Below are 13,129 nucleotides of genomic sequence, written 5' to 3' on the forward strand. Positions count from 1 at the left end.
CCGCCCTGCCGCTGACCCTGGCCGGGCTGCTGCCGGCGGTGCTGCTCGCCCGCGTCTTCCGCCGCCGCCCGTGGGTCGCCGCGGGCACCGCGGTCGCCGCCGCGGCCGCCATCGGCGCCGCCGTCTCCGCCCTGCTGCACCAGCCCTTCGGTGCGATCACGACCAACGGGTGGCAGGTCGCCGGGGTCGTGGCGCTGGGGTCGGCGGCCGTCAGCCTGACGCTGCTGGGGCTCGCCGCCCTGTTCCGCGAGGCGGGCCTGGCACTGGGGGCCGCGGTCGTGGTGCTGCTGGGCATGCCGCTGTCCGGGCTGGCCTCCGCCCCCGAGCTGCTGCCCGCCGGCTGGGGCGCGCTCGGCCAGCTCCTGCCGCCCGGCGCCACCGGCCGGCTGCTGCGCTCGGCGGCCTACTTCGACGGCGCCGGCGCCTCCGGGCCGCTGACGGTCCTGGCCTGCTGGGTCGTCGCCGCCCTGGCGCTGCTGGCGGTGGCAGCCGCGCGCCGCACCAGGGCCAGGACCGTTGATGCCTCCGGGGCCCGCGGCTAGGTTCGGCGCATGGCGGCGACCCGGTCCGAGGAGCTGACGACGGGAGCGGTGACCACGCTGGTCCTCGCCGGTTCCGCCGCCCTCGCGCTGGGCGCCGCCGACGCGATCGGGTTCACGACCGAGAACGCCGAGGCGGTGTTCACCGTCGTGGTGCTGCTCGGCTGGACGCTGCTGGTCTGGGCGGCGATCGTCGGCGGGCTGTGCGTGGTCCAGCTCCTGCGCCGGCTCCTCACCCGGCGGGCGCCGGCGTGGCCGGGGGTCCTGCTCCTCGGCGCGGGCGTCGCCGTCATCGTCGCCGTGGTCGGCGCCCACCCGCTGTGGGGCAGCGGCTCGCACCCGGGGTAGCGGGCACCAGCGCGCCGCGGCGGTCGAGGGCGCGGGCCGCGATGAGTCGGGGGCTGCCGCGCGGTCCGTCCCCGTGCGGATCGACGGAGGAGGCAGCGTGGGCAAGGTCATCGCATCCATCACCACCTCGGTGGACGGTTACGTCACCGGCCCGGACGACGGGCCGGGGCGCGGCCTGGGCCGGGGAGGGGAACGGCTGCACCACTGGGTGATGGGCGGCCCGTGGACCTACGAGGGCGGCCACGGGTTCGCGGTGCACGGACCCGACCGGGAGTTCTACGACGGGCTCGTCGCCACGGTCGCCGCCGGGGTGGTCGGCCGCGGCATGTACGACGCGGCCGGTGCGTGGGGCGGGACCAACCCCTTCCCCGGTCCCCTGTTCGTGCTCACCCACCGGACGGCGGACCAGCCGGCGGCCGAGACGGGTTTCCGGTTCGTCGCCGACCTCGACGAGGCCTTCGCGCGGGCGACCGAGGCGGCCGGGGGCGGCGACGTCTCCGTCGGCGGCGGCGCCGACGTCATCCGCCAGGCGCTCGCGGCGGGCAGGGTCGACGAGCTGGCCATCTCCACGGCCCCCGTGGTGCTCGGTGCGGGCAAGCGGCTGTTCGACGGGTTCGACCGGGACGTGGACCTGGAGGTGGTGGAGGTCCACAGCTCGCCGTACGCCACCCACGTGCGCTACCGCGTCGTGCGGTAGCCGCCCCCGGACGCGGCGGTGGTTCGGCTGGTCGGTTCCCGCACCGGGTGGTGTCATTCGTGCGCCGACACCCACGCGATCGGGGGCACCGGCGTCGGGTGGTGCGTCGACCAGGAGGAGAACCGGGCATGAGCAGGAGCCCCGCCGTCAGCGACGCGCAGATCGCCCGCGCCCTGGGCCTCTACGCCGGGATGGTGGACCACATCCTCGGCGACCCCCAGCGCTGGCTGGACCTCGACGACGACCCGCCGCCCACCGCCGCGTTCCCCGCCCGCGTCCTCGACGCCCTGCGCGACCGCGCCCTCGGCGACGTCACCCCCGCCTCACCGGCGTGGCGCAGCCGGCCCGTCTCCCAGCGCGTCGACTGGTGGGTGACCCGGATCGGGATCAGCGCCGGGCTCGCCGCAGCCGCCCCGCGGTTCGCCGGGGCCCTGGCCGACCGGGTGCCGCTGCAGGCCGCCCTGGGTGCCTCCGCGGCCGGGCTGGCGGTCTGCGCCACCGCCCGCGAGCACGGCCGCACCGCACCGGAGGACTGGGTGCCGCTGCTGGCGAAGGTGCTGTTCGACCGCGACCTGCAGCGCGCCGACCCGGCGATCCCCGCGCCCGAGGAGACCGAGCACCGCCTCGACGCCGACGGCGAGGGCGGGGAGCAGCAGGGCGGTGGCGGCCGCGCCGCGACGCTCGGCCGCGGCGCCCAGCGGGCGGCCCGCACCGTCTGGCAGCTCGCTCGCGCCTTCTTCGAGGTGCAGAGCCTGCTCGACGAACGCCCCCGCGGGAGCCTGCTCACCCGCGCGGTCGGCAAGCTGCCCGTCGTCGGCGTCGCCGGTGGCTGGCTGGACGAGAGGGGCGGCATCCGCAAGGCGTCCCGCCAGACCGCGAAACTCCTGCGGTAGCGGCGGCGCCCGCGGGGTGGGTGGGCAAACTCCTTGGTCGAGGTCCGACGGCTCGGTAGCGTGCACCGCGTGCCCATCAGGCTCGAGAACGTCGGCATCGCCGTCCGCGACCTCGACGCGGCCATCGCCTTCTTCACCGACCTCGGGCTGACCCTGCTGGGCCGGGACACCGTCAACGGGGAGTGGACGGACACCGCCGTCGGCCTCGACGGCAACCACGCTCGCGTCGCCATGCTGCAGACCCCGGACGGCGGCGGCCGCCTCGAGCTCTTCCAGCACATCTCCCCCGACCCGATCGAGACGGAACCCACCCGGCCGAACGAGATCGGCATGCACCGCGTCGCCTTCTCCGTCGACGACATCGACGAGGCACTGGAGGTCGCCGCCAGGCACGGCTGCCACCCGCTGCGGGGGGTGGCCACCTACCAGGACGTCTACAGGCTCACCTACCTGCGCGGACCCAGCGGCATCATCGTGATGCTCGCCCAGGAGCTGAACCGGGGCTGACCACGGACTGACCTGCGCGCGCTCGGCAGCTGTCGAGACGGTGCGCGCGGGCGCGGTTAGCGTGGTGGGTCATGACGGCCGACGAGTCCGAGCGGACGCTGGTCATGGTGCGCACGCTGATGGACCGCGCGCACCTGGCCACGACCGGGCAGCTGCCCGACGCGGTCCTGGCCGCGGCCCGGACGCTGGGCTGGACGGCGGTCGTCTACCTCGTCGACCACGAGCAGCGCCTGCTGCTGCCCGCGCCTGCGGAGGGTGTCCCGGAGCGGCGGCCGCAGGCCATCGCCACCACCGTGGCCGGGCGCTGCTTCCGCAGCATGCGCTCGGTGGTCTCCCCGACCGGCGCGTCCCGGGTGTGGCTGCCGATGTTCGACGGCGCGGACCGCCTCGGCGTCCTGGAGGTCCTCGTCCCCGAGGGCGCCGACCTCGACGACCCCCTCTTCGAGGAGCGCGGCCGGCTGCTCAGCCACCTCACCGGACACCTGATCGCGGCCAAGAGCCCCTACGGCGACGCGCTGGACGGGATACGGCGCCAGCGCCCGCGCACGGTGGCCTCCGAGCTGCTGCACGAGATCCTGCCGCCGCTGTCCTTCGCCTGCGAGGGGCTGGTCGTCTCCTGCCTGCTGCAGCCGGCCTACGACGTGGCCGCCGACGCCTTCGACTACAGCGTCGTCGACGACACCGCCCACCTGGCCATCCTCGACGCCACCGGCCACGACCTGGACGGCACGATCCTGGCGGCCCTGGCGATCGCCGCGTACCGCAACAGCCGCCGCAACGGGCACGGCCTGCACGACTGCATCCGCGCCGTGGACGAGCTGATCGCCGACCACGGCGGGGGTGAGCGTTTCGCCACCGGTGTCCTCGCCGAGCTGGAGCTGTCCACCGGCCGGTTGCGCTACCTCAACGCCGGGCACCCCGCCCCCCTGCTGGTGCGGGACGGCAAGGTCGTCAAGGAGCTCGAGGGCGGGCACCGCATCCTCCTCGGCCTGGGTGACGGGCAGGTCGCCCAGGCCGAGGAGTGGCTGCAGCCGGGGGACTGGATCGTCCTCTACACCGACGGGATCACCGAGGCCCGGGACGGCGACGGGGAGTTCTTCGGGGTGGAGCGCCTCGTGGAGCACCTCGAGAAGGCCGCGGCGGCGGGGCTGAACGCGCCCGAGACCCTGCGCCGCATCAGCCACGACGTCCTCGACAGCCAGGGCGGCGTCCTGCAGGACGACGCGACCCTGCTCATCGCCGAGTGGGCGAGCACCGAGGAGCGGGCCTTCATCACCTCCACGCGCAACGACGTCGCTCCCCAGGACTTCTCCCCCACCCCCCACGGCGTCCCGCGCCGCTGAGCACGGGGCGTCGACACCGGAACCCCCGACCGGGCCGATGAACCAGCGGGCTCCCCCGGGTCTGAGCGGTATGAGCATCGTCACCCGTGTCACGAGCGTCTCCGTCGAGGTCACCGACCAGGACGAGGCGCTCGCCTTCTACCGCGACGTCCTGGGGTGCGAGGTGCGCGCCGACGTCGAGGTCTGGCCCGGCGCCCGCTGGCTGGAGGTCGCGCCCCCCGGCTGCCCGATCGGCATCGCCCTGCTGACGAAGGCCAGCGGGTTGCCGATCGGCGTGCGCTACGGCACCGGCGACGCCGAGGGGGCACACCGGGCGCTGACCGCCGCCGGGGCCGCGCCGCACCAGGACGTCCTGCACACCGACTACGCGCCGCCGATGTTCACCGTCGGCGACCCGCACGGCAACACCGTGGTCCTCATCGAGGAGGACGGTGGTGCGGGCGTCAGAGGGTGAGGAAGCGGTCGTAGAACGTCCGCGGGTCCTCGGCCAGCGAGGCCTTGACCATCGCGCTCCAGTCGTCGACGACGACCTCGAGGTCACCGGCCTCGACGGCGTCCAGCGTCAGGCGGGCGACCACGGCCGGGTCGGTCTTCGGCCCCTGGATCGCTGTGGCCATGTCCGTGTCCGCCAGGCCCAGGTGCACGGAGGTGACCTGCGTGCCCTGCCCGGCCAGCTCCAGGCGCAGGGCGTTGCTCATGTTCCAGTTCGCGGCCTTGGACACCGCGTACGCACCAGCGCCCGGTGCGGCGAACCAGGACAGCGCGGAGGCGACGTTGACGACCTTCCCGCCACCGTTGGCCGCCAGGACGGGGGCGAAGGCGCGGACCATCGACAGCGTGCCCCAGAAGTTGACGTCCATCTCGGCGCGCACGCCCTCCAGGTCGCCGAGCAGCTGCGCGCCGGTGGAGATCCCGGCGTTGTTGACCAGGAGGTCGACATCACCGGCCAGGGCTGCGGCCGCGGCGACGGCGTCGGGGTCGGTGACGTCCAGGGCGATCGGCCGGGCACCGGGCAGATCGATGCTCGCGGGCTCGCGGGCGCCGGCGTAGACCGTCGCCCCCCGTGCGAGCAGTTCGGCGGCGAAGTGGCGGCCGAGGCCGCGGTTGGCCCCGGTGATGAGTGCGGTGGTCATGTGCGGCACGCTAAGACCTCACGTCGACGTGAGGGGCAAGTCCGGATCGAGCGGTCGGAGGAACGGGTGCGCATCGGTCAGGTCGCCGCACTGGCGGGCGTCAGCGTGCGGGCGCTGCGCTACTACGAGGAGCAGGGACTGCTGGTCGCCGAGCGCAGCGCCAGCGGGCAGCGCCGCTACCCGCCCGAGGCGGTCGAGCGGGTCAGGTTCATCCAGAACCTCTACGCCGCCGGGCTCGGCAGCAAGGCCGTCCTGCGCATCCTGCCGTGCATGGAGCACGGCGTCCTCACCGACGAGATGCACCAGCGGCTGCTGACCGAGCGCGCGCGGGTGCAGGCCCAGCTGGACGAGCTGACCGCGACGCGCGACAAGCTCGACGAGGTCATCCGGCTGGGGCAGGCGCACCGTGCGGGTCGGGGGCGTCGCGCGGGCCGCAGCGGCTGCGCGAACGCTTCATGAGCGGTGCAGCGGCAGCACCTCGCACCCCTCGCTCCGGCCGCGCCGTGGCGCTCATGACGACCCTCGGCGCAGTCATCCCGATCCTCGGCTCGGATGGGGTACGCCACCGTGGCGATGACGACGGACGTCTGCGCCCACCTCATCGCGGTCAGCCCGTGGGAGACCGTCCGCCGGCTCGGTGGCACCGGGGGCGCCGGCTCCTTCCGCGGTCTCCTCGCTCCACGGGGCAGCGGTATCGACGATCCGCTATATTGCGATCATGGCGGTCATCGACTCGGCAGCGGCTCTCCTGTGCGATGCCCGCCAGCGCGCCGGCATGACGCAGGCCGAGGTCGGTCGGCGTGCCGGGGTCGCCCAGAGCGTCGTCAGCGCCTACGAGTCGGGACAGCGGCAGCCGTCGCTGCCGGTCCTGCTCGCCCTGATCGCCGCGACCGGACATGCCGTGGACGCCGACCTGGTCCCCGCTCCCCCGAACTCCCCGCCCCTGTCCGGCCGCCTGGGCCGCCGGGTGCAGCGCCACCGCCATCACATCAAAAAGATCGCCGCGGCGCAGGGGGCGAGCAACGTGCGGATCTTCGGCAGCGTCGCGCGCGGGGACGAGCGGCCCGGCAGCGACGTCGACGTCCTGCTCGACCTGCCCGAGGGCGCCGGCCTGTTCACGCTCGCCCGGCTGCGGCAGGAACTGGAGGACCTGCTCGGCGTCTCGGTCGACGTGGTCCCGGCCGACGGCCTCAAGCCGGACGTGCGCGCCAGCGTCGACGCCGACGCGGTGACGCTGTGAGTCGACGCGAACAACAACGCCTGCTGGACATCATCGCCGCACTGGACGCCATCGACAGCCACACCGCCCGCGGCGACGTCTCCGACGGGCTCATCTTCGACGCGATCCGCATCCGCCTGATCGAGGTCGGCGAGGCGGTCAAGCACCTTCCCGCGGACCTGCTCACCCACGAGCCGCACTTGCCGTGGCGGGAGATCGCCCGACTGCGCGACCACCTCGCCCACCGCTACTTCGACACGACCCACGCCATCGTTGCCAGCACCGTGACCCACGATCTGCCCCAGCTCCGCCGGGCCGTCGAGCACCTCCTGCAGCGCCTCGACGAGGACCGAGCGAACACATGAGAAGCCCCGCAGGTCGGTGACCTGCGGGGTCGGTGGAGCCGCCTCGGGGAGGCGAACCTTGGACCTACGCATGACGAGCCGGTTCCCGGGTGCGGAGGGCGGTCCAGACGGTGCCGTCGTGCTTATCCGGCAGTCGGTTGATGGGGGCTGCTGGGGACAGGCACGGCGGCACCGGGGCCCCTAGGGGGCACGCCATTGGTTCGCCCGGGAGGGCGTGCCCTGCAGATCAAGAACGCACCTCATGCCAGTATGACCGCTTGCCATTCGCGGCATGTGCAGTTGATGCGAATCATGACCGCCCGAAGCAGCTTGGGTCTGCTGCATGATCAGGTGACAGATCAGATCACGCGGCCTGACTGGCCGGTGGCGTCATGATGGTCTCGTACTCGATAGGGGTCAATCGCCCCAGGCCCGCCTGTCGGCGGCGCCGGTGGTAGGTCCGCTCGGTCCAGGTGACGATCGCGATGCGTAGCTCCTCGCGGGTGGTCCACGACTGGCGGTCCAGGACGTTGTTCTGCAGTAGCGCGAAGAAGCTCTCCATGGCTGCGTTGTCGCCCGCGGCGCCGACGCGGCCCATCGACCCGGTGAGCCGGTAGCGGCCGAGGGCGTGGACGTATTTCCTTGATCGAAATTGCGAGCCGCGGTCGCTGTGGACCACGCAGCCGGCCACGTCCAGGCCCTCGGCGCGACGGCGGGCGACGGCGTTCGACAGCGCGGTGACCGCCAGGCGTGACTTCATCCGGGAGTCGATGGAGTAGCCCACGACCCGGCGGGAGAACGCGTCCTTGATGGCGCAGAGGTAGAGCTTGCCTTCGCCCGTTGTGTGCTCGGTAATGTCGGTCAGCCAGAGCCGGTTCGGCTGCTCAGCGGTGAAGTTCCGCTCAACGAGGTCGTCATGGACGGGCGGTCCGGGTCGCTTACCGCTCTTGCTGCGCTGCTTGGCGAACGCGCTCCACCAGCCGTTGTCCGCGCAGATCCGCCACGCCGTCCGCGCCGCCATCACCTGCCCGGCCTCAGCGGCCTCCTCGTGCAGGTAGCGGTAGCCGAACTCCCGGGTCCTCCCGGTGAGCGTCATGCAGGGCGTCGGCGCGGTAGGCCTCCTCCAGCTCAGCCGGGGTGACGGGCTGGGCCAGCCAGCGGTAGTAGTGCTGTCGAGCGATCTTCAGCACCCGGCACGTGATGGCCACCGCAATGCCCTCGGCGGCCAGCTCCCTCACGAGCGGGAAGATCCTTTTCCCGGCAGGTTCGCCTGGGAGAGGTAGGCAGCCGCCCGGCGCAGCACTTCGTTCTCCTGCTCCAAGAGCCTGATGCGAGCACGGGCCTGGCGCAGCTCAGTACTCTCACTCGTGCTGACGCCGGGCTTGGCGCCCTCATCGACGTCGGCCTGACGCATCCACTTCGACAGCGTCATCACGTGAATACCGAAGTCGGCGGCGATCTGCTCCAGCGTCACGCCGGGCTCACGGTCCCGGGCGACGCGCACGACGTCGTCGCGGTACTCGCGGGGGTAGGGCTTGGGCACAGCGACATCCTCCCAGGCTGCCTGATGGGCAAGCCAGCGTCGGTGTCACCTGATCATGCAGCAGACCCGCCCGTGATTCCGCTTTCCGTCAGTGCCTCTGGCGACGGCCGACTCGCCGTCGGCCTTCTCGATGGGCGCATCCTGCGACTGGAGCGATCGGGCACGACTGTTGAGTAAGCGAGCGTGCAGTGAGCCTTTGTCAGTAGCGACCTGTCGCTACTGACAAAGGCCCAGTGTGCTCAAGCAGGCGCGCGCCCGACAGGTGGAGCTGGCCCGGTCCCACCCGGGCACCTGAGTAGGCCTCCGCGTCGGCCGATCCCGCGGGACGAGGCTCTGTCACGCCCTCCGCACCTCGTGCGCCGGGAACCACTCGCCCCTCGCGAGGCCCTACACGTCAACGCGCACGGCGTTCGTCGTCCATGCGTCAGCGAAGCCGTAAACCTCCACCAGACCCGAGTCCGACCAGACCAGCCGCACGACGACCTCGCCGGACTCCGGGGCGTCCGTCCATTCCGCTGACACCCGACCGCCGAGCGAGTTGGTCAGCCGGTGAGCGGTGAGCAGCGCGGCGTCGAACACAGTGCGCACCATGGCGGGCCGGTCCGACAGGACCGCGCGGCGCTAACGCGCCCAGCGTGCGCGACGACCTTGTCACCATGACCAGGGCGCAGTTCCTCGCGAGTGATGTAGGAAGCCTCAGAGGCGCTCCACGCGATCGGCTTGAGGGCCCCGGTCGCTCTGACGCACTGTGTACCGGACTCGGTCGCCCCGCTGCAGCGATTCCGACCCTGCGACCACGGACACGTGGACGAACAGGTCGTCACCTCCGGCGTCCGGGGTGATGAACCCGAACCCGCGGTCGCCGTCGTAACGTGCAACGACGCCCTCACCGGCGCGTGCAGGCACGCCCCGTGACCCCGGCTCCCTCCTCCCGGTGCGTGCCGGCCCGGCCGGTGCCGGCTGTCGCGGTGGCGGTGCGGGCTCGGCCCCTCGGACGAGCTGCACGTCGCGGGCCTGCGGGCCCTTGTCGCCGCTGACCACCGCGTACGCCACACGGTCGCCCTCGGTCAACCAGGTGAGCCCCTCGGCCAGGGATCGGGCGTGGACGAAGACGTCCCCGGCGCCGGAGTCGGGGGCGATGAAGCCGAAGCCCTTGTCCTCGTCGTACCAGGAGACGGTGCCGTCCGCCCCGTCGGCACCGCCGGCCCCGACGGGCAGGCCGGCCCCCGGCCCCAGCGGGACCACGTGCGCCGCCTGCGGGCCGCGCTCGCCTTCGACGACGACGAAGGCCACCCGGTGCCCCTCGGTGACCACGCCGCCCGTGACGATGGCAGAGCTGTGCACGAAGATGTCGGGGCCTCCGCCGTCCGGCGAGGCGAACCCGTACCCCTTGGTCGGCTCGTACCAGTTGACCGTGCCGAGCAGGCCCACGGCGCCGCCGGCGGTCGCCTCGGAGGTGACGCGGACGCGCAGCGCCTGGGGACCGCGGTCGTTCTCGCCGGCCTCGAACTCGACGGCCTGGCCCTCGCGGAGCACCTTCGGCCCTCCGTCCTCGACGATCGCGGAGGCGTGCACGAACACGTCCGGTGAGCCGTCCTCGGGCGCGAGGAAGCCGAACCCCCGTTCAGCGTCAAACCAGCGGACGGTCGCGTGCGGCATGGGAAGCTCCAGGTCGGAAGAGCGGGCAGTGCTCTCAGTCTCGCTGACGGCGTCGTGCCCGGGACCACCAGGACCGGCCACGGGTCAGCCCACGGTCAGGGCGTCGCAGGCGCCAGGAGGCGCGTGGCGGTCGCGAACGACCCGGACGCCGCCTCGTCCGCGCCGGCCCGCGCGCGCACCTCGTCCGGGACCACGCGTCACGGGCACAGTGAGCCTTTGTCAGTAGCGGTCGGCAGCTACTGACAAAACCTCATTGACGACGTCACGCTTTGGTCTGCGTATGAGCTGGATTCTAGAGGAAGCCTTGAGGTACTGCTCAACGTAGCCGCTGAACGCATTGCCCATGCAATTATGGAGGCACAGCGGACTGAGCCAAGCCGCATATTCACTTCTCCTGTAGGGCCAAGCGCCCTACGTGACGCGAAGTTAGTGAGCATCGAGTCGATGGGTGACGGCGTATACAAGTTGACAATCTCGCGGCCTCAAGAGTTTGCCGGGTACTTCTTCAAATTTTCGCGCGACACGCCTGCAAGTGCACTCATGCTGCGGTCGCCCAATAGTGAAACATGTGATTCAAGCCCCTCGGGAGAACCACAGCCGAATCAGCACTACAGCTGAACACTAAGGCATCGCAGGCTCCAACATGTCGTGGCACAACGAGCGATGCACTGAGGTAAGGCCAGCATGCCTGTGCGGCGAAGGTTGCTCATAAATATGTGTACCGCTGCGTGATGGCAGAATTGTCAGCATGGAGTCGGCCAACTCATGGCGGCGCTAACAGTGCCATAGCATCGAAGGTCGTCTATAGAGAGGAAACACGCATAGTCGATCAAACGTTCCTCGGGACACTTATGCGCAGGCTCGCCCTCTGGGGTTGGCACTACAGTGGTAGCGTGAGTTAAGTGATGAGCCGACCCACGGATTCATCATCGTCGAGCGTGGTGATGGCGCAGTCCGTGCAATCGGCGAAGAAGAGGAAGGTCGTCTAGCTCAGCGAAGACGGCTGCCTTGTCGGTATGATCACGCCGTTGGACGTGGTGGAGGCGGGGTTGCGGGCGCTGGACCGGGAGTCCTGAGCCAGGCTCGTCAGACAAGTCGGGTGGTATACCCGGCGTCTACGAGGCGCTGGAAGGCGACGCGGACCTTACCGGGAATGTCCTGGGGGATGGCGAAGCCTTTAGCGGCGTAGACGTCGATGCGCTGGGGATCGCCGACGAGCATGTTCACCACGCGGTCGGCATCGCCGATGCTGGCGACGTACTCGTCCAGCGCCAGGGGCAGGGAGGCGCACCAGACGTCGACCTCGGGCCAGAGCTTGCGGCACGTCGCGTAGGCGCGGCGCTGCTGGTACGGCCGCGACATCAGCGTCACCGACGCCACCTCGATGCCCCGCTCGGCCAGCAGCTCGCGGGTGAGGGTGATGTTCTCCCCGGTGTTGCGGGCCCGGGGCTCGACGAGGATCGCTGTGTCGGGCACGCCGAGGGACAGGGCGTGCTCGCGGTAGTGCACGGCCTCTCCGCGGGGGAAGCGCTCGATGGTCGAAGGCGCGTTGGCGCCGGTGAGGACGATGCACGGGAAGCGGCCGGCGGCGAGGAGCTGCGCTGCGCAGGTGGCCACGCCGAGGTCGTGGCTGCCCAGGCCGATGCCGATGTCGGTGGTCATGGCCGGGTGGTGCATGTCGTGGTAGTCCCACAGCGTCTCGACGTCGGCGCGGATGGCGGTCGGCAGGGCGGTCGTGGTGGTCACTGCGGCACCTCCACGCAGCCGGTTGCGGACACTCTCCCTGCACCCACTGCTCGACACGCCGCGCCAGGGTCCCCATCCAGCGGCGTGTCGCACATAGCCCGCAGGCTGGCTGTCCCCGGCCACCACAGCACAAAGCCCCGCAGGCCGGTGACCTGCGGGGCTGTGCTGAGCCGCCTCGGGGAATCGAACCCCGGACCTACGCATTACGAGTGCGTCGCTCTGGCCGACTGAGCTAAGGCGGCACGTGCCGCGGACGGCACGGCGTCGAGCATACAAGACCCCGCGCGCCGCCGCGGACCCGACCGCCGCCGTCAGCCCGCCGCCACGGGCGCCACCCGCTCCCCCCGTGCCACCACGTCCCGCACCCGCAGCCCGGCGTCGAGCACGACGACGTCGGCCTGCGCCCCGGGCTCCAGGTGCCCGATGTCGTGCCGGCCCAGCACGGCGGCCGGTGCGGCGGTGAGCGCCGCCAGCGCGGTGGCGAGGTCGAGCCCCGCCCCGTGGACGGCGTGCCGCAGCAGCGCCCCGGTGGTGGCGGTGCTGCCGGCGATGGCACCGGCACCCGGGCCGGGCCCGGCGAGCACGGCGCGCCCGTCGCGGACCTCCACGTCGAGCCTGCCGAGCCGGTAGCGGCCGTCGCCCACCCCCGCGGCGGCCATGGCGTCGGTGACGAGCACGGTGCGCCCGGGCCCGGCCGCGCCGGCGGCGTGCGCGAGGGTCACCGGGTGCAGGTGTACGCCGTCGGCGATCAGCTCCACCGCGACCCGCGGGTCCCCCAGCAGCACGGGCACGGGGCCGGGGGCGCGGTGGTGCAGCGGCGGCATGGCGTTGAACAGGTGGGTGGCCAGCCGGACCCCGGCGTCGACGGCGCGGGCGGTGCAGGCGGCGTCGGCGTCGGAGTGCCCGAAGGCGGCCACCGCCCCGGCGCCGGTGATCCGCCGCACCGCGTCCAGGCCGCCGGTGAGCTCCGGGGCGAGGGTGACGACCGCGACGGCACCGGGGCGGGCGCCGAGCAGCGCGTCGACGTCGCCGGGCTCGGGGTCGCGCAGCAGGGCGGGATCGTGCGCGCCGCGGCGCAGCGGGTTCAGCCACGGCCCCTCCAGGTGCACCCCGGCGAGCAGGCCGTCGGCGACGAGGTCGGCCAGCGCCACGACGGAC

The 13,129-nt window shown here is 72.4% G+C and carries 14 protein-coding genes, 1 tRNA gene and 2 pseudogenes; 10 read left to right on the plus strand and 7 right to left on the minus strand.

Annotation, left to right across the window (positions count from 1 at the left end):
• The 7 genes and pseudogenes from ABEB16_RS05250 to ABEB16_RS05280 all read left to right on the plus strand — a co-directional run.
• A pseudogene (locus tag ABEB16_RS05250) lies at positions 1-542 on the plus strand (ABC transporter permease); the annotation flags it as partial.
• Between the two features lie 9 nt (positions 543-551).
• Entirely contained in the window at positions 552-887 is a 336-nt protein-coding gene (locus ABEB16_RS05255; protein ID WP_345711217.1) for a hypothetical protein, read from the plus strand.
• Between the two features lie 97 nt (positions 888-984).
• On the plus strand, positions 985-1,584 hold the full coding sequence (locus tag ABEB16_RS05260) for a dihydrofolate reductase family protein (RefSeq protein ID WP_345711218.1): 600 nt from the start codon (positions 985-987) through the stop codon (positions 1,582-1,584).
• A gap of 128 nt (positions 1,585-1,712) precedes the next feature.
• Positions 1,713-2,477: a hypothetical protein gene (locus ABEB16_RS05265; RefSeq protein WP_345711219.1), complete on the plus strand. Its 765-nt coding sequence runs from the start codon at positions 1,713-1,715 to the stop codon at positions 2,475-2,477.
• Between the two features lie 69 nt (positions 2,478-2,546).
• Positions 2,547-2,984: a VOC family protein gene (locus tag ABEB16_RS05270; RefSeq protein WP_345711220.1), complete on the plus strand. Its 438-nt coding sequence runs from the start codon at positions 2,547-2,549 to the stop codon at positions 2,982-2,984.
• Positions 2,985-3,055: 71 nt separating this feature from the next.
• Complete coding sequence (locus ABEB16_RS05275; protein ID WP_345711221.1) at positions 3,056-4,327, plus strand: PP2C family protein-serine/threonine phosphatase; 1,272 nt, start codon at positions 3,056-3,058, stop codon at positions 4,325-4,327.
• Positions 4,328-4,397: 70 nt separating this feature from the next.
• Positions 4,398-4,781 carry a VOC family protein gene (locus tag ABEB16_RS05280; RefSeq protein ID WP_345711222.1) on the plus strand — a complete coding sequence of 128 codons (384 nt, stop codon included), beginning with the start codon at positions 4,398-4,400 and terminating at the stop codon, positions 4,779-4,781.
• Here ABEB16_RS05280 and ABEB16_RS05285 read toward each other — a convergent pair.
• The gene (locus tag ABEB16_RS05285) at positions 4,771-5,460 is read right to left on the minus strand and encodes an SDR family oxidoreductase (protein ID WP_345711223.1); all 690 of its coding nucleotides are present in this window, start codon (positions 5,458-5,460) and stop codon (positions 4,771-4,773) included. The genes ABEB16_RS05280 and ABEB16_RS05285 overlap by 11 nt on opposite strands.
• A gap of 66 nt (positions 5,461-5,526) precedes the next feature.
• Between ABEB16_RS05285 and ABEB16_RS05290 the strand changes: the two genes are divergently transcribed.
• The 3 genes from ABEB16_RS05290 to ABEB16_RS05300 all read left to right on the plus strand — a co-directional run bounded on the left by ABEB16_RS05290 (position 5,527) and on the right by ABEB16_RS05300 (position 7,044).
• Positions 5,527-5,919 carry a MerR family transcriptional regulator gene (locus ABEB16_RS05290; RefSeq protein ID WP_345711224.1) on the plus strand — a complete coding sequence of 131 codons (393 nt, stop codon included), beginning with the start codon at positions 5,527-5,529 and terminating at the stop codon, positions 5,917-5,919.
• A gap of 259 nt (positions 5,920-6,178) precedes the next feature.
• A complete protein-coding gene (locus ABEB16_RS05295; RefSeq protein WP_345711225.1) occupies positions 6,179-6,700 on the plus strand; it encodes a helix-turn-helix domain-containing protein in 522 nt (173 codons plus the stop codon).
• Complete coding sequence (locus ABEB16_RS05300; protein WP_345711226.1) at positions 6,697-7,044, plus strand: HepT-like ribonuclease domain-containing protein; 348 nt, start codon at positions 6,697-6,699, stop codon at positions 7,042-7,044. Before ABEB16_RS05295 ends, ABEB16_RS05300 begins: the two co-directional genes overlap by 4 nt.
• 343 nt (positions 7,045-7,387) lie before the next feature.
• On the opposite strand, the pseudogene ABEB16_RS05305 reads toward ABEB16_RS05300, so the two are convergent.
• The 6 genes and pseudogenes from ABEB16_RS05305 to ABEB16_RS05330 form a co-directional block, all read right to left on the minus strand.
• A pseudogene (locus ABEB16_RS05305) lies at positions 7,388-8,566 on the minus strand (IS3 family transposase).
• A gap of 387 nt (positions 8,567-8,953) precedes the next feature.
• The gene (locus ABEB16_RS05310) at positions 8,954-9,145 is read right to left on the minus strand and encodes a hypothetical protein (RefSeq protein ID WP_345711227.1); all 192 of its coding nucleotides are present in this window, start codon (positions 9,143-9,145) and stop codon (positions 8,954-8,956) included.
• Between the two features lie 117 nt (positions 9,146-9,262).
• Positions 9,263-10,225 (minus strand): cold-shock protein, encoded by a 963-nt coding sequence (locus tag ABEB16_RS05315; protein ID WP_345711228.1) that lies wholly within the window; start codon positions 10,223-10,225, stop codon positions 9,263-9,265.
• 1,086 nt (positions 10,226-11,311) lie between these two features.
• Positions 11,312-11,902 (minus strand): YdcF family protein, encoded by a 591-nt coding sequence (locus ABEB16_RS05320; protein WP_345711230.1) that lies wholly within the window; start codon positions 11,900-11,902, stop codon positions 11,312-11,314.
• A 237-nt stretch (positions 11,903-12,139) separates the two neighbouring features.
• A tRNA-Thr gene (locus ABEB16_RS05325) sits at positions 12,140-12,213 on the minus strand.
• Between the two features lie 69 nt (positions 12,214-12,282).
• Positions 12,283-13,129, minus strand: an 847-nt coding sequence (locus ABEB16_RS05330) for an N-acetylglucosamine-6-phosphate deacetylase (RefSeq protein WP_345711229.1), incomplete at its 5' end; no start/stop codon positions are given.

The sequence above is a fragment of the Kineococcus glutinatus genome, assembly GCF_039542765.1.
Taxonomy (GTDB): domain Bacteria; phylum Actinomycetota; class Actinomycetes; order Actinomycetales; family Kineococcaceae; genus Kineococcus_A; species Kineococcus_A glutinatus.

Coding starts and splice junctions, on each gene's coding strand:
- ABEB16_RS05255 (WP_345711217.1), top strand. CDS start 552: ATGGCGGCGACCCGGTCCGAGGAGCTGACGACGGGAGCGGTGACCACG.
- ABEB16_RS05265 (WP_345711219.1), top strand. CDS start 1,713: ATGAGCAGGAGCCCCGCCGTCAGCGACGCGCAGATCGCCCGCGCCCTG.
- ABEB16_RS05275 (WP_345711221.1), top strand. CDS start 3,056: ATGACGGCCGACGAGTCCGAGCGGACGCTGGTCATGGTGCGCACGCTG.
- ABEB16_RS05280 (WP_345711222.1), top strand. CDS start 4,398: ATGAGCATCGTCACCCGTGTCACGAGCGTCTCCGTCGAGGTCACCGAC.
- ABEB16_RS05285 (WP_345711223.1), bottom strand. CDS start 5,460: ATGACCACCGCACTCATCACCGGGGCCAACCGCGGCCTCGGCCGCCAC.
- ABEB16_RS05295 (WP_345711225.1), top strand. CDS start 6,179: ATGGCGGTCATCGACTCGGCAGCGGCTCTCCTGTGCGATGCCCGCCAG.
- ABEB16_RS05315 (WP_345711228.1), bottom strand. CDS start 10,225: ATGCCGCACGCGACCGTCCGCTGGTTTGACGCTGAACGGGGGTTCGGC.
- ABEB16_RS05320 (WP_345711230.1), bottom strand. CDS start 11,902: ATGCACCACCCGGCCATGACCACCGACATCGGCATCGGCCTGGGCAGC.